The following is an 18,978-nucleotide window of genomic DNA, read 5'->3' as shown; positions in this document are numbered from 1 at the left end:
AGAGGCCCATGTTCCTGACCGTCACCACCACCGGTACCCCCGAGCACCCCGCGACCGACCTCGGTTTCCTGCTGCACAAGCACCCCGACAACGCGCAGGCGTTCTCCACCTCCTTCGGCACGGCCCATGTGCTCTACCCCGAGGCGGACGAGCAGCGCTGCACGGCCGCGCTGCTGCTGGAGGTCGACGCGGTGGCGCTGGTCAGGCGCGGCAAGGGCAAGGGGCGCGGCGGCGCCCCCGACGCGGCCCTCGCGCAGTACGTCAACGACCGCCCGTACGCGGCCTCTTCACTGCTCGCCGTCGCGCTGAGCAACGTCTTCTCCAGCGCCATGCGCGGCGTGTGCAAGGCACGCCCCGAGCGCGCCGCCCGGCCGCTCCCGCTGCGCGTCGACATCCCGGCGCTGCCCGCCCGCGGCGGCCCCGGCCTCGTACGCCGCCTCTTCGAGCCGCTCGGCTGGACGGTCGCCGTCGAACCGGTCCCGCTGGACACCGAGTTCCCCGAGTGGGGCGACTCGCGCTACGTCCGGCTGCTGCTGGAGTCCAGCGCCCTCACCCTCGCCGAGGCCCTGCGCCACCTGTACGTCCTGCTCCCGGTGCTCGACGACGCCAAGCACTACTGGGTCTCGCCGGACGAGGTCGACAAGCTGATGCGGGCCGGCGAGGGCTGGCTGCCCCGCCACCCGGAACAGAAGCTGATCACCAGCCGCTACCTGTCCCGCCGCTGGTCCCTCACCCGCGAGGCGATGGACCGGCTGGAGCTGATCCGGCTGGCCGAGTCCGACGACAGCGAGGTCGAGGAGATCGACAACGCGGTCGAGGCGGAGACCGAGCAGGAGGCGAAGCCCACCCCGCTCGCCGTGCACCGCCGGGAGGCGATCCTCACCGCGCTGCGCGACCACGCCGCCGCCCGCGTCCTCGACCTCGGCTGCGGCGAGGGGCACCTGGTGCGCGAGCTGCTCAAGGAGCCCCGCTTCACCGAGATCGTCGGCGTGGACGTGTCGGTGCGCGCCCTCACCATCGCCTCCCGGCGCCTCGGCCTCGACCGCATGGGCGAGCGGCAGGCCGCGCGCGTCCGGCTCCTCCAGGGCTCCCTCGCCTACACCGACAAGCGCCTCAAGGGGTACGACGCCGCCGTGCTCAGCGAGGTGATCGAACACCTCGACCTGCCGAGGCTGCCCGCCCTGGAGTACGCCGTGTTCGGCTCGGCGCGGCCCCGCACCGTCGTCGTCACCACGCCCAACGTCGAGTACAACGTGCGCTGGGAGACCCTGCCCGCCGGCCACGTCCGCCACCGCGACCACCGCTTCGAGTGGGCCCGCGAGGAGTTCCGCACCTGGGCCCGCGCGGTCGCCGAACGGCACGGCTACGACGTGGAGTTCCGCCCCGTCGGCCCCGACGACCCCGAGGTGGGCCCGCCCACCCAGCTGGCCCTGTTCACCCTCAGGCCCGCGAACGAGACCGCGACCCCGACCGAGAAGGAGGCGAAGGCCGCATGAGCACCACCGACACCACCGACCCCACCGGGGCCACTCCGGCCCGCGCCCGCGTCCTGCCCGTCACCGACCTCTCCCTCGTCGTGCTGATCGGCGCCTCCGGCTCCGGCAAGTCCACCTTCGCGCGACGCCACTTCGCGCCGACCGAGGTCCTCTCCTCCGACTTCTGCCGCGGCCTGGTCGCCGACGACGAGAACGACCAGAGCGCCAGCCGGGACGCCTTCGACGTCCTGCACTACATCGCCGGCAAACGGCTCGCCGCCGGCCGCCGCACCGTCGTCGACGCGACCAACGTGCAGCAGGACGCCCGCCGTCAGCTGATCGACCTGGCCAGGAAGCACGACGTACTGCCCATAGCCGTCGTCCTCGACGTGCCCGAACAGGTCTGCGCCGAGCGCAACGCCCACCGCACCGACCGCGCCGACATGCCCCGCCGGGTCGTCCAGCGCCACACCCGCGAACTGAGGCGCTCCCTGCGCCACCTGGAGCGCGAGGGCTTCCGCAAGGTGCACGTGCTGCGCGGCACGGAAGAGGTCGAGCACGCCACCGTCGTCACCGAGAAGCGGTACAACGACCTCACCCACCTCACCGGCCCCTTCGACATCGTCGGCGACGTCCACGGCTGCGCCGCCGAGCTGGAGACCCTGCTCGGCAAGCTCGGCTACGGCACGGACGGGGTCCACCCCGAGGGCCGCACCGCCGTCTTCGTCGGCGACCTCGTCGACCGCGGCCCGGACAGCCCCGGCGTGCTGCGCCGCGTGATGTCCATGGTCAGGTCGGGCAACGCCCTGTGCGTCCCCGGAAACCACGAGAACAAGTACGGCCGCCACCTCAAGGGACGCAAGGTCCAGCACACCCACGGACTGGCCGAGACCGTCGAGCAGATGGAGGGGGAGAGCGAGGAGTTCCGCGCCGAGGTACGGGAGTTCATCGACGGCCTGGTCAGCCACTACGTCCTCGACGGCGGCCGGCTGGTGGTCTGCCACGCCGGGCTGCCCGAGAAGTACCACGGCCGCACCTCCGGCCGGGTCCGCAGCCACGCCCTGTACGGCGACACCACCGGGGAGACCGACGAGTTCGGGCTGCCGGTGCGCTACCCGTGGGCGGAGGACTACCGGGGCCGCGCGGCCGTCGTCTACGGTCACACCCCCGTCCCCGAGGCCACCTGGCTCAACAACACCATCTGCCTGGACACCGGCGCCGTCTTCGGCGGGAAGCTCACCGCGCTGCGCTGGCCGGAGCGGGAGATCGTCGACGTACCCGCCGAGCGGGTCTGGTACGAGCCGGCCAGGCCGCTGCGCACCGAGGCGCCCGGCGGACACGACGGCCGCCCGCTGGACCTGGCCGACGTGCGGGGCCGCCGGACGGTGGAGACCCGGCACGCCGGGCGGATCACCGTGCGCGAGGAGAACGGCGCGGCGGCCCTGGAGGTCATGAGCCGCTTCGCCACCGACCCCCGCCTGCTGCCGTACCTGCCGCCGACCATGGCACCGACCGCCACCTCCGGCGTGGACGGCTACCTGGAGCACCCGCGGGAGGCCTTCGCGCAGTACGCGGCGGACGGCGTCGCGCGGGTCGTGTGCGAGGAGAAGCACATGGGCTCCCGGGCCGTCGTCCTGGTGTGCCGCGACGCGGAGGCGGCACGCGCCCGGTTCGGCGTCGACGGGCCCACCGGATCCCTGTACACCCGTACCGGCCGTCCCTTCCTCGACGACGCGGCCGTCACCGAGGAGATCCTGGGCCGGCTGCGCACCGCGGTCGGCGAGGCCGGCCTGTGGGACGAACTGGCCACCGACTGGCTGCTCCTCGACACCGAGCTGATGCCGTGGTCGCTCAAGGCCTCCGGCCTGCTGCGTTCCCAGTACGCCGCCGTGGGCGCCGCCTCCGGGGCGGTGTTCCCGGCCGCGCTCGCCGCGCTGGAGGGCGCCGCGGCGCGCGGCGTCGAGGTGCGGGACCTGCTCGACCGCCAGCGCGCCCGGTCCGCGGACGCGGCCGCCTTCACCGACGCCTACCGCCGCTACTGCTGGACCACCGACGGCCTGGACGGCGTCCGCATCGCCCCGTTCCAGATCCTCGCCGTCCAGAGCCGCAGCCTGGCCGCCCTGCCGCACGACGAGCAGCTCGCCCTCATCGACCGGCTCGTCGAGCACGACGGGAGCGGACTGCTCCGGACCACCCGGCGGCTGTACGTCGACACCGGCGACCCGGAGTCGGTGGCGGCCGGGACCGACTGGTGGCTGGAGATGACCGGCCGCGGCGGCGAGGGCATGGTGGTCAAGCCCGTCGGCGCCCTGGTACGCGACGAGAAGGGGCGCCTGGTGCAGCCCGGCATCAAGTGCCGCGGCCGGGAGTACCTGCGGATCGTCTACGGTCCCGAGTACACCCGTCCCGAGAACCTCGCCCGGCTCAGGCACCGGTTCCTGAACCACAAGCGGTCGCTGGCGATCCGCGAGTACGCCCTGGGCCTGGAGGCCCTGGACCGCCTCGCCGACGGCGAGCCGCTGTGGCGGGTGCACGAGGCGGTGTTCGGAGTACTGGCCCTGGAGTCGGAGCCGGTGGACCCGAGGCTGTGACCCTCACTCGCCCCGTCCCGGCCCCTCGGCAGCGCCCTCGGCCGTCGCGTACGGCTGCGGGGCGGTGCCGGGGGCCGGCGGCACCGGGCGGTCGCGTGCCGCCAGGCGCCGGGTCAGCGCGAGGAGCGGCTGGGTCAGCAGGGTCGTGGCCAGGGCCATGAACACCAGGACCGTGTAGAGCGGCGCGCTGACCAGACCCGCCTCCAGTCCGGCGTTGAGGGCGATCAGCTCGGTCAGGCCCCGGGCGCTCAGCAGCACCCCGACGGTGCGGGCGTCGTGCCGGTCCAGGCCGCCGAGCCGGGACGCGACCAGGCCGCTGCCGACCTTCGTGGTGACCGCGAGCACCGTCACCACCAGCAGCACCGCCCACCCGGTGCCGGTCATGCCGTTCAGGGCCACGGACTGTCCCGAGAGCACGAAGAAGAACGGCAGCAGCAGGGAACTGATCTCGTGCAGGGGGCGCAGCAGGTCCGGGTCGAGGGTGCCGCCCTCCTCACGGGGCGTCACCAGACCGGCGAGCAGCGCCCCGAAGATCACGTGCAGGCCGAGCCGGTGCGTCACCCAGGCCGACCCGAGGGCGAAGCCGACGAGCAGCGCCAGCCGGAGCGAGGGCTCCAGGCGCGTCCGCCACAGCAGCCTGCGCAGCACCGGCCGGGCCGCGACCCCCATCACGGTGACGAAGCCGAGGGCGAGCGCCGCCCGCCACGGCCAGCCCAGGGCCGTCCCGCCGGCCCCGCTGTCGAGCATCGCGCCGGCCAGCACCGTCCAGCACACGGCGTCCAGGACGCCGGCCGCCGAGACCGCCACGACCCCCGGCACGGTGCGGGTGAGGCCGTTCTCCCGCACGATCGCGGTCAGTACGGGCACCGCCGTTATCGACAGGGCGATCCCCGCGAACACCACCGCGGCGGCCGACGGCTCCCACCCCCCGCCCAAGTCGCGCACGGTGCCCCGGAAGAGCACCGCGGCGCCGCACCCCACCGTCATCGGCACCGCGAACGACGCCAGCGCCACGGTCACCGAGACGCGCGCCCGGTCGCCGAGGATCGTCAGGTCCAGCTCGTAGCCCACCGCGAACAGGAACACCACCAGGGACAACTGGGAGAATCCGGTCAGCGCCGGGCCGACGGCCGCCGGGAAGAGCTCGTCGTACGCCCGTGGGGCGAGGGCGCCCAGGAGCGAGGGACCCAGCGCGATGCCCGCCGCCAGCTGGCCCACGATGTAGGGCTGCCCGAGCCGCCGGGCCAGCCCCCCGCCCGCGTGCGCGGCGACCAGGATCAGAGCCGATGCGCCCACGAGGTGGGCGATCAACGCGTCAGGACTCAAGGTGTCTCCGCACGCTCCGGGGTCCGATGCCGGCCCCCGTCGCGAGCCGGCCGGCATACCAACCTCCTCAGGATGGGCGCGGCCCGGCGTCGCATCGCAGGTCGTACACCGGACATCGACCGGAGCACCGGGAGCACGGGGGAAAGACCGTCCTCGTCCGACGCACCGGCGCCCGCGCCGCGGGCCTCGGTGCGACCGAGGGGCGCGGGCCGGCCGGGGCGTAGGGGCCGGAGCGGGCGGGCGCGGGCCGGCCGGGCGCAGGGCCGGAGCGCACGGGTGCGCGCGAGCAGGGGATGAACACGCGCCCGAGTGGTCAGGATGGAGACATGGCATTCCACGTCGACTCCGAAGCCGGGCGGCTCACCCGCGTCATCCTGCACCGGCCGGATCTCGAGCTCAAAAGGCTCACCCCCAGCAACAAGGACGCCCTTCTCTTCGACGACGTGCTGTGGGTGCGCCGGGCGCGCGCCGAGCACGACGGGTTCGCCGACGTGCTCCGCGACCGCGGGGTGACGGTGCACCTCTTCGGCGACCTGCTCACCGAGACCCTGGACGTGCCGGCCGCCCGGCGCCTCGTCCTGGACCGGGTCTTCGACGAGAAGGAGTACGGAGTGCTGGCCACGGACCACCTCCGGGCCGCCTTCGAGACCCTGCCCGCACCGGAGCTGGCCGAGTGGCTGGTCGGCGGCATGACCAAGCGGGAGTTCCTGGCCGCGCACCCGGAGCCCACCTCCGTGCGCTTCCACGCCATGGAACTGGACGACTTCCTGCTCGGCCCGCTGCCCAACCACCTCTTCACCCGGGACACCTCGGCCTGGATCTACGACGGCGTGTCCATCAACGCCATGCGCTGGCCCGCCCGGCAGCGCGAGACGGTCCACTTCGAGGCGATCTACCGGCACCACCCGCTCTTCCGCGACGAGACGTTCCCCCTCTGGTCCGAGGGGCAGGCCGACTACCCCTCCACCATCGAGGGCGGCGACGTGCTCGTCATCGGCAACGGCGCCGTGCTCATCGGCATGAGCGAGCGCACCACGCCCCAGGCGGTCGAGATGCTCGCCCACAAGCTGTTCGCCGCCGGGTCCGCCCGGACCATCGTGGCCCTCGACATGCCCAAGCGGCGGGCCTTCATGCACCTCGACACGGTGATGACGATGGTCGACGGCGACACCTTCACCCAGTACGCCGGGCTCGGCATGCTCCGCTCCTACACCATCGAGCCGGGGGTCGGGGAGAAGGACCTGAAGGTCACCGACCACCCGCCGGAGCACATGCACCGCGCGATGGCCGCCGCCCTCGGACTCGGTGAGATCCGGGTCCTCACCGCCACCCAGGACGTCCACGCGGCCGAGCGCGAGCAGTGGGACGACGGCTGCAACGTGCTGGCCGTCGAACCGGGCGTCGTCGTCGCCTACGAACGCAACGCCACCACCAACACCCACCTGCGCAAACAGGGCATCGAGGTGATCGAGATCCCGGGCAGCGAACTGGGGCGGGGCAGGGGCGGGCCGCGCTGCATGAGCTGCCCCGTCGAGAGGTCGGCCGTGTAGGCGCCCGTCCACCGGTCCCGTATAGAAATTCGGAGAGTCGTATATAGTTCCAGTAGTTCCCCGTTCCCGTCCGTATCCCTGGAGCGCCCTCATGGCGACAGTCCCGACCGCCCTCGCCGGCCGCCACTTCCTCAAGGAGCTGGATTTCACCGAGGAGGAGTTCCGCGGTCTGGTCGAGCTGGCCGCCGAGCTGAAGGCCGCCAAGCGGGCCGGGGCCGAGCCGCGGTACCTCGCCGGACGGAACATCGCGCTCATCTTCGAGAAGACCTCGACGCGCACCCGCTGCGCGTTCGAGGTCGCCGCCGCGGACCAGGGCGCGTCCACGACCTACCTGGACCCGGCCGGATCGCAGATCGGCCACAAGGAGTCCGTGAAGGACACCGCGCGCGTGCTGGGCCGGATGTTCGACGCCGTCGAGTACCGCGGCGACAGCCAGACCAAGGTCGAGGAGCTGGCCGCCTTCGCCGGAGTCCCCGTCTACAACGGTCTGACCGACGACTGGCACCCCACCCAGATGCTCGCCGACGTGCTCACCATGACCGAGCACTGCGACCGGCCCCTGCGGGAGATCACCTTCGCCTACCTCGGCGACGCCCGCTTCAACATGGGCAACTCCTACCTGGTCACCGGCGCCCTGCTCGGCATGGACGTGCGCATCGTCGCCCCTGAGTCCTACTGGCCCGCCCAAGAGGTCGTCGACCGGGCACGACGGCTCGCCGAGACCAGCGGGGCGCGCATCACCCTCACCGAGGACGTGGCCGCGGGCGTGCGCGGCGCCGACTTCGTCGTCACCGACGTCTGGGTCTCCATGGGCGAGCCCAAGGAGGTCTGGGCGGAGCGCATCAAGGCCCTCGCGCCCTACGCCGTGACCATGGACGTCCTGCGCGCCACCGGGAACCCGGACGTCAGGTTCCTGCACTGCCTGCCCGCCTTCCACGACCTGGGCACCAAGGTCGGCCAGGAGATCTTCGAGGCCCACGGACTCGACTCGCTCGAGGTCACCGACGAGGTGTTCGAGTCGAAGCACTCGGTCGTCTTCGACGAGGCGGAGAACCGGCTGCACACCATCAAGGCCGTCCTCGTCGCCACCCTCGCCTGACTCGTCCCCACGCGCCCTCCCCCCCCACCAGGCCCTATGCTGACCGACGGTTGTGGAGCCACCCCTTCCGCGCCGCCGCCCGCGACCACCGTCGCGCCCCCCGCACCACCAGAAACGAGCACCACCCGCCATGCCCGCTTCCCGCGTCAAGTCCCCCCACCTGCTGGTCGCCGAATCCGGCGCCGACCGTGAAGGCCACGGCCTGAAGCGCACGATGGGGCTGTTCCAGCTCGTCTGCTTCGGCGTCGGCGCGATCGTCGGCACCGGCATCTTCGTCGGCCTGTCCGACTCCGTCGCCGAGGCCGGCCCCGCCGTCGTCGTCTCCTTCGTGCTGGCCGCCATCACCTGCGTGTTCACCGCGTTCGCCTTCGCCGAGCTGGGCGGCGCGATCCCGGTCTCCGGCTCCTCGTACTCCTTCGCCTACGCGGGGCTCGGCGAGCGCACCGCCTTCCTCGTCGGCTGGTGCCTGCTCCTGGAGTACGGCGTGTCGGTCTCGGCGGTCGCCGTCGGCTGGAGCCAGTACGTCAACGAGCTGCTCGACAGCGCCCTCGGCGTCCAGCTCCCGCACGCCCTGTCCGCCGGGCCCGGCGACGGCGGCGCGGTCAACCTGCCCGCGGTGATCGTCATCGCCCTGGCCTCGGTCCTGCTGGTGCGCGGCGTGCGGGAGAGCGCCCGCGCCACGGCCGCGATGGCCGTCCTCAAGCTCGCCGTCCTCCTCGCCTTCTGCGCCATCGGCTTCTCCGCCTTCCAGGACGGCAACCTGACCCCGTTCTCCCCGGCGGGCCTTGGCGGCATCGGCGCCGGCACCACCGCCGCCTTCTTCTCGTACATCGGCTTCGACGCGATCACCACGGCCGGCGAGGAGGCCAAGAACCCGCGCCGGGACATCCCCGTCGCGATCCTGGTCTGCATCGGCCTGGTCACCCTGCTCTACTGCGCGGTCGCCGTCGCCGCGATCGGCGCCGTCGGCGGCGACCAGGTCGGCGACCGGCCCGCCGCGCTCTCCTACGTGGTCGACGAGGTCACCGGCTCCGCCGTCGGCGGCGGCGTGGTCGCCTTCGGCGCGGTCGTCGCCATCGCCTCGGTGGTGCTCGCCGTGATGTACGGCCAGACCCGCATCCTGATGTCGATGTCCCGGGACGGACTGATCCCCCGGGTCTTCGAGAAGGTCTCGCCGCGCACCGCGACCCCGGTCGCCGGCACCCTGATCGTCGGCGTGGTCTTCGCCCTCCCGGCGGCCTTCGCCCCGCTGGACGCGGTGGTCAACCTGTGCACCATCGGCACCCTCGCCACGATGGCCGCCGTCAACGTCTCGGTGATCACCCTGCGCCGCCGCGAGCCGGGTCTGGCCCGCACCTTCCGCGTCCCGCTGTACCCGGTGACGCCGCTGCTCGGGGTCGCCTTCTGCCTGTACCTGATGTACGAGACGGGCGGGGCCACCTGGCTCCAGTTCGCGGTGTTCCTCGCGGTGGGCCTGCTGGTCTACAGCCTCTACGGGCGCCGGCACTCCCGGCTCGCCCTCAGCGCGGACGACGCTGAGCGGGTATAGCGGGAAGCCTGAACCAGACCGCCTTGCCGGCCCCGGCGGGCCGGTGGCCGCAGGACGAGCTGAGGGCGCGGATCAGCAGCAGACCGCGCCCGCCCTCGCGCCACGGGTCGGGCGGCTCCACGTCCGGCCGGGTGAGGTCGGCGGGCGGCGAGGGGTCCGGGTCGTGCACCTCGACCTGGCAGCCGGTCGGCATCAGCTCCACCACCAGCTCGATCGGTGTCGAGCCCACCGGGGTGTGCTCGACGGCGTTGGCGACCAGTTCCGCCGTGAGCAGCTCCGCGGTGTCGCCGTCGGCCGTGTGCTGCAGCTCGGCCAGGGCGTTGCGCACCAGCGCACGCGCCACCGGCACGGCCGCGGCGGAGTGCGGCAGCGCGATGCGCCAGGAGGCGGGTGCGGGGGAGTGATCGTGCACGGCGGGTCCGTTTCGTGGAGCAGGGGGTCCTGTCCTGCTTTCAACCTTATGAATGGTACGGCGCACCCGGCAGAGCCGTTCGACGGGCACCCCCCGGGACCTTCGGCCCTCGACACCGCGACGCACCGGCCGCCCGCGCCCGCCGGTGTATCGCGCACCCATGACGACAGTCACAGAAGGGTGATAACTTCGGATGCCATGAGTCCCTTCACCGGCTCCGCCGCCCCCACCTCCGACTGGCGGCACCTGCGTGTCGAGATCACCGACGGCGTCGCCACCGTCACCCTGGCCCGCCCCGACAAGCTCAACGCCCTCACCTTCGAGGCCTACGCCGACCTGCGCGACCTGCTCGCCGAGCTGTCCCGCGGGCGGTCCGTCCGGGCGCTGGTGCTGGCCGGCGAGGGGCGCGGCTTCTGCTCCGGCGGCGACGTGGACGAGATCATCGGCGCGACCCTGTCCATGGACACCGGCCGCCTGCTGGATTTCAACCGGATGACGGGCCAGGTGGTGCGGGCGGTACGGGAGTGCCCGTTCCCGGTGATCGCCGCGCTGCACGGGGTCGCCGCGGGGGCCGGAGCGGTCCTCGCCCTGGCCGCCGACTTCCGCGTCGCCGACCCGTCGGCCCGCTTCGCCTTCCTCTTCACCCGCGTCGGCCTCTCCGGCGGCGACATGGGCGCCGCCTACCTGCTGCCCCGCGTCGTCGGCCTCGGCCACGCCACCCGGCTGCTGATGCTCGGCGACACGGTCCGCGCACCCGAGGCCGAGCGCATCGGCCTGATCAGCGAGCTGACCGAGGAGGGCCGCGCCGACGAGGCCGCCCACACCCTGGCCCGCCGCCTGGCCGACGGCCCGGCCCTGGCCCACGCCCAGACCAAGGCCCTCCTCACCGCCGAACTGGACATGCCGCTCGCGGCAGCCGTGGAACTGGACGCCTCCACCCAGGCCCTGTTGATGACGGGGGAGGACTACGCCGAGTTCCACGCGGCGTTCACGGAGAAGCGCCCGCCGAAGTGGCAAGGGAGGTAGGGCGATGCCGCCAACGCGGGACAGCGCAGCCACCCCAGGGGTGAGCGGCAGTGCCGACGAGCGGTTCCACCGCGGAGCGCGACCAGCCGCGACGGCGCCGCAGTCGCATGACGACCGCACCGGCCCTCACCGCATCGCCGTCGTCGGCGGCGGCCCCGGCGGCCTCTACACCGCCGCCCTCCTCAAACGCCTCGGCCCCGACCGCGAGGTCACCGTCTACGAGCGCAACGCCCCCGACGACACCTTCGGCTTCGGCGTGGTCCTCTCCGACGAGACCCTCGGCGGCATCGAACACGCCGACCCCCTCGTCTACGAGGCCCTCACCGCACACTTCGTCCGCTGGGACGACATCGACATCGTCCACCGGAACACCCGCCAGACCTCCGGAGGACACCGCTTCGCCGCCCTCGGCCGCCGCCGCCTCCTGGAGATCCTGCACGACCGCTGCCGCGACCTCGGCGTCGACCTGCGCTTCCGCGCCGACGCGCCGCCCACGGACCAGCTGGCGCGGACCCACGACCTCGTCGTCGCCGCCGACGGGGTGCACAGCGCCACCCGCGAGCGGTACCGCGACATCTTCCGGCCGCACCTCACCCCGCACCGCTGCCGCTACATCTGGCTCGCCGCCGACTTCGCCTTCGACGCCTTCCGCTTCGAGATCGCCGAGACCGAGCACGGCGTGATGCAGCTGCACGGCTACCCCTACTCCCGCCCGTCGCCCGACCACCACCCCTCAGCGAGGCCCTGCGGGCCGCAGGACGAAGCCGCCTCGACCGTCATCGTCGAGATGCGCGAGGAGGTCTGGCGGGCGGCCGGCTTCGACGAGCTGGACGAGACGGAGTCCACCGCCCGCTGCGCCAAGATCTTCGCCGACGCGCTCGGCGGCCGGCCGCTCCGGTCCAACAAGTCCGCGTGGACCACCTTCCGCACGCTCGTCACCGAACGCTGGTCGCACGGCAACGTCGTCCTGCTCGGCGACGCCGCCCACACCGCCCACTTCTCCATCGGCTCCGGCACCAAGCTCGCCGTCGAGGACGCCCTCGCGCTCGTCGCCTGCCTGGAGGAGCGGCCCACCCTCCAGGAGGCGCTCACCGCGTACGAGGAGGAGCGGCGCCCCGTCGTCGCCTCCACGCAGCGGGCGGCCAAGGCCAGCCTGGAGTGGTTCGAGGACCTGGAGCGGTACCTCGGCCAGCCGCCCCGCCAGTTCGCGTTCAACCTCCTCACCCGCAGCCGCCGGGTCACCCACGAGAACCTGCGGCTGCGCGACGCCGGCTTCACCGGCGAGGTCGAGCGCGAGTTCGGCTGCCCGCCGGACACACCCCCGATGTTCACCCCGTTCCGGCTGCGCGGCCTGACCCTGCGCAACCGCGTCGTCGTCTCCCCGATGGACATGTACTCGGCCACCGACGGCGTCCCCGGCGACTTCCACCTGGTCCACCTGGGGGCCAGGGCGCTCGGCGGCGCCGCACTGGTGATGACCGAGATGGTGTGCGTCAGCGCCGAGGGCCGCATCACCCCCGGCTGCGCCGGCCTCTACACCGGCCGGCAGGGCGAGGCGTGGCGGCGGATCACGGAGTTCGTGCACGACAGCGCGCCCGGCACCGCGATCGGCGTGCAGCTCGGTCACAGCGGCCGCAAGGGCTCGACCCGGCTGATGTGGGAGGGCATGGACGAGCCGCTGCCCGACGGCAACTGGCCCCTCGTGGCGCCCTCCCCCCTGCCGTACCGGCCCGGCGGCCAGACCCCGCGCGAACTGTCCCGGGCGGGACTGACGGACGTGCGCGAGCAGTTCAGGTCCGCCGCCGCGCGGGCCGCCGGGGCCGGTTTCGACCTGCTCGAACTGCACTGCGCCCACGGCTACCTGCTCTCCGGCTTCCTCTCCCCGCTCACCAACCACCGCACCGACGCCTACGGGGGCTCACTGGAGAAGCGGCTGCGCTTCCCGCTGGAGGTCTTCGACGCCGTACGCGAGGTGTGGCCCGGCGAGCGGCCCATGACCGTGCGGGTCTCCGCCACCGACTGGGCCGAGGGCGGCACCAGCGCCGAGGAGGCGGTCGCGATCGCCCGGGCCTTCGCCGCGCACGGCGCCGACGCCATCGACGTCTCCACCGGCCAGGTCGTCGCCGGTGAACGGCCCGAGTTCGGGCGGTCCTACCAGACGCCGTACGCGGACCGCATCCGCCACGAGGCGGGCGTCCCGGTGATCGCGGTCGGTGCGATCTCCTCCTGGGACGACGTCAACTCGCTGGTCCTGGCCGGCCGTACCGACCTGTGCGCCCTCGCCCGCCCCCACCTCTACGACCCGCACTGGACGCTGCACGCCGCCGCCGAGCAGGGCTACGACGGTCCCGGCGCCCCCTGGCCGGCCCCGTACCGGGCGGGCAGCCGCCCACCGCGCACCGGCCGCACCGACGCCCCCCGGCCGAGGCTCACGCTGCACGGCCCGCGTCAGGACGCGTAGCCCCAGGCCGCGCACATCGAGCGCAGCCGCTCCGGGATCTCGTCCTCGCCGGGCAGCGCCCGCCCCGGCTGCACGGTGCCGGTGCGGATGTTCTCGCGCCAGTCGCCCAGGCCCCGGACCAGTTCGGCGCTGCTCCTGCGGCCGTAGCGCAGCATCGCCGGCGCGTAGTCGACGCCGAGGTGCGCGCACAGGCGCCGCATCTCGCGCTCGGGGTCGTCGGTGATGTCCTCGTAGCGCACGGTGAAGCCGCCGGCGTCCGCCGTCCGGGCCTCCTCGACGGCCGTCATGTAGCGCAGCACGTCCGTGACGGCCGTGTCGTGCGGCCGTTTCACGGGGTCGCTCTCGTGCCAGGAGCGGGCGATCGACACCGGGTGGCGCAGCAGGAAGACGAAGCGCGCGTCCGGCCAGCAGTCCTTGAGCCGCTGGTACATGTAGGCGTTGGCCGGTGTCTTCTCGACCACGAAGTCCTTGCCGTGTCCGACGAGTTCCCGGTGCAGGACACGGTCCCACAGCAGGTGCTCCAGGTCTCCGCGCCGCAGGCCGAGTTCACTCATCGCCCGCTCGGAGTGCCAGGTGGTGCACGTGACCTCCAGCCGGCCCAGGTGCAGCTCGTGCGGGGCGTGCAGTCGCGGGTGGGCGCCCATCATCATGCGCAGCAGGGTGGAGCCGGACCGGATGGACGAGATGATGAAGACGGGCCTTCTCAGCAGTCGGTCGGCGGGCAGTTCCCCGGCCGGCGGACATCGGTACGCGGCCGCCTGCCGGGCCGCGGGCTGCGCGGCGGCCGGCCCCTTCCCCTGTTTTCCCTTCGGGTTTCCCTTCGCCGCCTGGGGCGCCCTCCGTACCTGGAGGCCGGTGGTGGCGGTGAGGACCCGGTTCACGTTGCGCGCGAGACTCATGCGTCCGCACGGTAGGGGGGAAACCTGAGAAGAGGATCGGAGGAGGCTGAGGGTTCACTGATCCCCGGGAGAGGTGACCGGGCTCATGTCCCGGCCGGCGGGGTCGGCCCCATGCCCGCGTAGCGCGCGCCCGCGTCGCGCAGCCGCTCGTGCAGCGCCCGGAAGACGGCCGCCGAGCGGGTGCCCGGCCAGTCCTCGGGCAGCAGTCCGACGGGCAGCCCCGGGTCCGCGTAGGGCAGGTGGCGCCAGGAGTCCAGCGCGAGGAGGTAGTCGCGGTAGGCCTCCTCGGGCGGGGTGTCGGTCCGGCGCTCCCAGTCGTGCAGGACGCGCGCGTGCCGGTCGAGGAACGCCTCGTGCTCCTTGGCGATCGCCGCCAGGTCCCACCAGCGCGCCGCCGCCTCGGCGGTCGGGGTGAAGCCCAGGTGCTCGCCGCGGAAGAAGTCCACGTAGGAGTCCAGGCCGAGGCGGCCCAGGGCGTGCCGGGTCTCCTCGTACAGGCGGGCGGGGGCGATCCACACGCCGGGCGCCGCGGTGCCGAAGCCGAGGCCGGCCAGGCGGGAGCGCAGGACGTGCCGCTTCTGCCGCTCCGACTCCGGCACGGAGAACACGGCGAGCACCCAGCCCTCGTCCCGGTGGGGCGCGGTGGCGTACACCCGCCGGTCCCCGTCGTCCAGCAACTGCCGTGCCTCCTCGGAGAGTCCGTAACCGGCCGCGCCCTGGGCCGTACGGGCGGGCAGCAGCAGCCCGCGCCGCTTCAGCCGGGAGACCGACGAGCGCACGGAGGGCGCGTCCACGCCGACCGCGGCAAGCAGCCGGATCAGCTCGGCGACGGGCACCGGACCCGGCGCGAAACGGCCGTACGCGCCGTAGAACGTGACGATGAGGGAGCGCGGGGCGTGCGGTACGGGCTGGTCGGACACGTTGATCATCTTATGCGGCGCCGGAGTCCGGGCCGGGGGCGGGCGGGTCCACGAGCCGGTAGCGCTGGAGCTTGCCGGTCGCCGTGCGCGGCAGCGCGTCCCGGAAGACGACCTCCCGCGGGCACTTGTACGGCACCAGCTCCGAGCGGAGGAACTCGCGCAGCGCGTCCGCGTCCCGCCCGGCGCCCTCCCTCAGCACCACGTGCGCCACCACGACCTGGCCCCGGTGCCGGTCGGGCCGGCCCACCACCGCCGCCTCCACCACGTCCGGATGCCGCAGCAGCGCGTCCTCGACCTCGGGTCCGGCGATGTTGTAGCCGGCGGAGATGATCATGTCGTCGGCGCGTGCCACGTACCGGAAGTATCCGTCGGGCTCGCGCACATAGGTGTCGCCGGTGACGTTCCAGCCGTCGCGCACGTACTCCCGCTGGCGCGGATCGGCGAGGTACCGGCAGCCGACCGGCCCGCGCACCGCCAGCAGCCCGGGCTCCCCGTCCGGCACGGGCACGCCGGTCCCGTCCTGCACGCGCGCCTGCCAGCCCGGCACCGGCACGCCGGTCGTGCCGGGCCTGATGTCGTCGTCCGCCGCGGACACGAAGATGTGCAGCAGCTCGGTGGCGCCGATGCCGTTGATGATGCGCAGGCCGGTGCGCCCGTGCCAGTCCCGCCAGGTGGCCGCGGGCAGGTTCTCGCCCGCCGAGACGCACCGCCTGAGGCTGCTCACGTCGTACGCGTCCAGCTCGTCGAGCATCGCGCGGTACGCCGTCGGCGCGGTGAACAGCACCGACACCCCGTGCTCGGCGATCGCGGGCAGCAACTGCCGAGGGCCCGCCTGTTCGAGCAGCAGGGCGCTCGCACCGGCCCGCATCGGGAAGATCACCAGACCGCCGAGCCCGAAGGTGAACCCGAGCGGCGGACTGCCCGCGAAGACGTCGTCCGGGCGGGGCTTGAGCACGTGCCGGGAGAAGGTGTCCGCGATCGCCGGCACGTCCCGGTGGAAGTGCACACAGCCCTTGGGCCGTCCGGTGGTGCCCGAGGTGAAGGCGATCAGCGCCACGTCGTCCGCCGCCGTGTCGACGGCCTCGTACGGTGTGCGGGGCACCGCACCGGACGCCGTACGGGCGTGCAGGTCGTCGGGCGCGTCCCCGCCGTACGTCGTGATCCTGAGGCCCGCGATCTCCGCCTTGGCGAGATCGTCGACGGCGCGGACGTCGCACAGGGCGTGCCGCACCCGGGCGATCTCGCACACCGCGCGCAGCTCGTGCGGGCGCTGCCGGTCCAGCACGGTGACCGCCACCGCGCCCGCCTTCAGCACCGCGAGCCAGCACGCCGCCAGCCACGGGGTGGTCGGGCCGCGCAGCAGCACCCGGTTGCCCGGGACGACGCCGAGGTCGCCGGTCAGCACGTGCGCGATCCGGTCGACGCGCTCCCGCAGCCCGCCGTAGGTCCAGGTGTCCCCGGACGCGGTGCGGAAGACGGGACGGTCGCCGGGCGGGCCGGTGAGCAGTTCGGCCGCGCAGTTCAGCCGGGCGGGGTAGTGCAGCTCGGGCAGGTCGAAGACGAGCTCCGGCCACTGCTCGGGGGGCGGCAGGTGGTCGCGCGCGAAGGTGTCGACGTGGGCGGAGCGGTGCGGGTCCGCGCGGCGCGGATCGGCCATGGCGGTTCGCCCCCTTTGTCGTGGTGGGCTCGCGCAACGAGCGTATCGTGTTGGTGACGACAGTCAACGGGGCGCGATAACCTCGGCTCCGGACCGGCGGCCCGTCCGCGGGGCGGAGGAACAGGGGAAGGGACCGGCGATGACCGCATTCTCGCTCGAACCGGAACAACTCGCCTGGTGCGACGAGTTGCGCGCCCTCGCCGCCGAACGGCTGCGCCCGCTCGCGGAGAAGGGCGAGCCGGGCCGCGTCAACCGCGCCCTGGTCGCCGAACTGGGCGCCCACGGCCTGCTGTCCCGGCTGTTCACCTCGGGCGCGCTCGACCTGTGCCTGATGCGCGAGTCCCTCGCCCGCGCCTGCACGGAGGCGGAGACCGCCCTCGCCCTCCAGGGCCTGGGCGCCCACCCCGTGCACGCGCACGGCACCGAGTCCCAACGCGCGCGCTGGCTCCCCGGGGTGAGCGACGGCACGGTGGTGGCCGCCTTCGCCCTCAGCGAGCCGGACGCCGGCTCGGACGCGGCCGCGCTGTCGCTCCGGGCGGAACCCGAGGGCGGAGCGGACGGCACGGGGCGCGGCGCGGGGACGGGCTCGCCGTCGCCGGACACCGGCCGACGCACCGCCGCGCAGGCCGGACCCGGTGAGGGCGGGCGCTTCGCCGCGCAGGCCGGACCCCACGAGGGCGGCGACGGCCGGTGGCCCGCGGCCGGTGAGGCGGCGGACGGTGAGGCGGCGGACGGCGACAGCGGGCGCCCCGCCGCCGGACGGCACCCGGCCCGCGAGTCGACGCGGCACACCCCCGGGCAGCCGGCCGCCGGGCACGGGACCGCCCCACCCCCCGCCCCCCTGACCGCCGACGCCGACGGCACCTCCGCCTGGCGGCTCACCGGCGAGAAGTGCTGGATCTCCAACGCCCCCGAGGCCGACTTCTACACCGTGTTCGCCCGCACCACCCCCGGCGCCGGGGCCCGGGGCGTCACCGCCTTCCTCGTGCCCGCCGACCGCCCCGGCCTCACCGGCACCCCGCTCGACATGCTCTCCCCGCACCCCATCGGCGCCCTCGCCTTCGACGCCGTGCCCGTCACCGCCGACGACGTCCTGGGCATGCCGGACCGCGGCTTCCGGGTGGCCATGGACACCCTCAACCTGTTCCGCCCCAGCGTCGGCGCCTTCGCCGTCGGCATGGCGCAGGCCGCCCTGGACGCGACCCTGGCGCACACCGCCGCCCGCGACGCCTTCGGCGGCAAGCTGTGCGACCTCCAGGCCGTCTCCCACCAGGTCGCCGAGATGGCCCTGCGCACCGAGGCGGCCCGCCTGCTCGTCTACGCGGCGGCGACGGCGTACGACGCGGGCGCACCGGACGTCCCGAAGCGCGCCGCGATGGCCAAGCTCCTCGCCACCGAGACCGCCCAGTACGTCGTCGACAAGGCCGTCCAGCTGCACGGCGCCCGCGCCCTGCGCCGCGGCCACCTCCTCGAACACCTCTACCGCGAGGTGCGCGCCCCGCGCGTCTACGAGGGCGCGAGCGAGGTGCAGCGCGGCATCGTCGCGAAGGAGCTGTACCGCACCCACCGCACGCGGCACGCCGCGACCGAGGAGGCCGGAGCATGACCGCCGAACGGGTCAACCCACCCGAACTGTCCCCGCCCACCGGCTTCTCCCACGCCGTCGTCGCCACCGGCACCCGCGTCGTCTTCCTGGCCGGGCAGACGGCCCTCGACACCGACGGCAAGGTCACCGGCGACACCCTCCCCGCCCAGTTCGAGCGGGCCCTCACCAACCTGCTCACCGCCCTGCGCGCCGCCGGCGGCACCCCCGCCGACCTCGCCCGCGTCACCGTCTACGCCACGGACGTCGCCGCCTACCGCGTCCACGCCGCCGAACTCGGCCGCACCTGGCGGGAGCTGGCCGGCCGCGACTACCCGGCGATGGCGGTCGTGGAGGTCGTACGGCTGTGGGACGAGCGGGCGCTGGTGGAACTCGACGGGTTCGCCGTACTGCCGTAGACACCCCCCTGG

At 73.8% G+C, this 18,978-nt stretch carries 14 protein-coding genes; 9 read left to right on the top strand and 5 right to left on the bottom strand.

Translation table 11 applies throughout. The features are described from left to right. Positions 1-8 precede the first annotated feature (8 nt). Positions 9-1,496 (top strand): 3' terminal RNA ribose 2'-O-methyltransferase Hen1, encoded by a 1,488-nt coding sequence (locus ACIBCJ_RS24135; protein WP_365978389.1) that lies wholly within the window; start codon positions 9-11, stop codon positions 1,494-1,496. Next, positions 1,493-4,066: a polynucleotide kinase-phosphatase gene (locus tag ACIBCJ_RS24130; protein ID WP_365978388.1), complete on the top strand. Its 2,574-nt coding sequence runs from the start codon at positions 1,493-1,495 to the stop codon at positions 4,064-4,066. The genes ACIBCJ_RS24135 and ACIBCJ_RS24130 overlap by 4 nt, the downstream gene beginning before the upstream one ends. Positions 4,067-4,069: 3 nt before the next feature. Here the strand turns inward: ACIBCJ_RS24130 and ACIBCJ_RS24125 are convergent, their stop codons facing one another. Then, entirely contained in the window at positions 4,070-5,392 is a 1,323-nt protein-coding gene (locus tag ACIBCJ_RS24125; protein WP_362506242.1) for a cation:proton antiporter, read from the bottom strand. 326 nt (positions 5,393-5,718) lie between these two features. Here ACIBCJ_RS24125 and ACIBCJ_RS24120 point away from each other — a divergent pair, with 326 nt between their 5' ends. From ACIBCJ_RS24120 to ACIBCJ_RS24110, 3 genes are all read left to right on the top strand, one after another. Continuing rightward, positions 5,719-6,942 carry an arginine deiminase gene (locus ACIBCJ_RS24120; RefSeq protein WP_365978387.1) on the top strand — a complete coding sequence of 408 codons (1,224 nt, stop codon included), beginning with the start codon at positions 5,719-5,721 and terminating at the stop codon, positions 6,940-6,942. 91 nt (positions 6,943-7,033) lie between these two features. After that, a complete protein-coding gene (gene argF, locus ACIBCJ_RS24115) occupies positions 7,034-8,041 on the top strand; it encodes an ornithine carbamoyltransferase (RefSeq protein ID WP_362101144.1) in 1,008 nt (335 codons plus the stop codon). A 130-nt stretch (positions 8,042-8,171) separates the two neighbouring features. After that, a complete protein-coding gene (locus ACIBCJ_RS24110; RefSeq protein WP_365978386.1) occupies positions 8,172-9,590 on the top strand; it encodes an amino acid permease in 1,419 nt (472 codons plus the stop codon). Here the strand turns inward: ACIBCJ_RS24110 and ACIBCJ_RS24105 are convergent. Next, positions 9,562-10,002, bottom strand: coding sequence for an ATP-binding protein (locus ACIBCJ_RS24105; protein ID WP_362101139.1), 441 nt, complete (start codon positions 10,000-10,002; stop codon positions 9,562-9,564). The genes ACIBCJ_RS24110 and ACIBCJ_RS24105 overlap by 29 nt on opposite strands. Positions 10,003-10,200: 198 nt before the next feature. Between ACIBCJ_RS24105 and ACIBCJ_RS24100 the strand changes: the two genes are divergently transcribed. Both ACIBCJ_RS24100 and ACIBCJ_RS24095 read left to right on the top strand, forming a co-directional pair. Beyond that, a complete protein-coding gene (locus ACIBCJ_RS24100) occupies positions 10,201-11,028 on the top strand; it encodes an enoyl-CoA hydratase family protein (protein WP_365978385.1) in 828 nt (275 codons plus the stop codon). 4 nt (positions 11,029-11,032) lie between these two features. Next, positions 11,033-13,489: a bifunctional salicylyl-CoA 5-hydroxylase/oxidoreductase gene (locus tag ACIBCJ_RS24095; protein WP_365978384.1), complete on the top strand. Its 2,457-nt coding sequence runs from the start codon at positions 11,033-11,035 to the stop codon at positions 13,487-13,489. Here the strand turns inward: ACIBCJ_RS24095 and ACIBCJ_RS24090 are convergent. From ACIBCJ_RS24090 to ACIBCJ_RS24080, 3 genes are all read right to left on the bottom strand, one after another. Next, a complete protein-coding gene (locus ACIBCJ_RS24090; protein WP_365978383.1) occupies positions 13,477-14,388 on the bottom strand; it encodes a sulfotransferase in 912 nt (303 codons plus the stop codon). The two genes, ACIBCJ_RS24095 and ACIBCJ_RS24090, sit on opposite strands and share 13 nt — an antisense overlap. Positions 14,389-14,471: 83 nt before the next feature. Continuing rightward, on the bottom strand, positions 14,472-15,317 hold the full coding sequence (locus tag ACIBCJ_RS24085; protein WP_362101123.1) for a PaaX family transcriptional regulator C-terminal domain-containing protein: 846 nt from the start codon (positions 15,315-15,317) through the stop codon (positions 14,472-14,474). A 1-nt stretch (position 15,318) separates the two neighbouring features. Further along, on the bottom strand, positions 15,319-17,028 hold the full coding sequence (locus tag ACIBCJ_RS24080; protein ID WP_365978489.1) for an AMP-binding protein: 1,710 nt from the start codon (positions 17,026-17,028) through the stop codon (positions 15,319-15,321). Between the two features lie 76 nt (positions 17,029-17,104). Here ACIBCJ_RS24080 and ACIBCJ_RS24075 point away from each other — a divergent pair, with 76 nt between their 5' ends. Both ACIBCJ_RS24075 and ACIBCJ_RS24070 read left to right on the top strand, forming a co-directional pair. Further along, a complete protein-coding gene (locus ACIBCJ_RS24075; protein WP_365978382.1) occupies positions 17,105-18,571 on the top strand; it encodes an acyl-CoA dehydrogenase family protein in 1,467 nt (488 codons plus the stop codon). Next, positions 18,568-18,966: a RidA family protein gene (locus ACIBCJ_RS24070; protein ID WP_133886392.1), complete on the top strand. Its 399-nt coding sequence runs from the start codon at positions 18,568-18,570 to the stop codon at positions 18,964-18,966. Before ACIBCJ_RS24075 ends, ACIBCJ_RS24070 begins: the two co-directional genes overlap by 4 nt. The last annotated feature ends 12 nt before the right edge of the window (positions 18,967-18,978 follow it).

The sequence above is a fragment of the Streptomyces sp. NPDC051136 genome (genome assembly GCF_044455745.1).
Lineage (GTDB): Bacteria > Actinomycetota > Actinomycetes > Streptomycetales > Streptomycetaceae > Streptomyces.
Note: the sequence above shows the minus strand (reverse complement) of the source record. Positions and strands in the feature narration are given on the sequence as shown.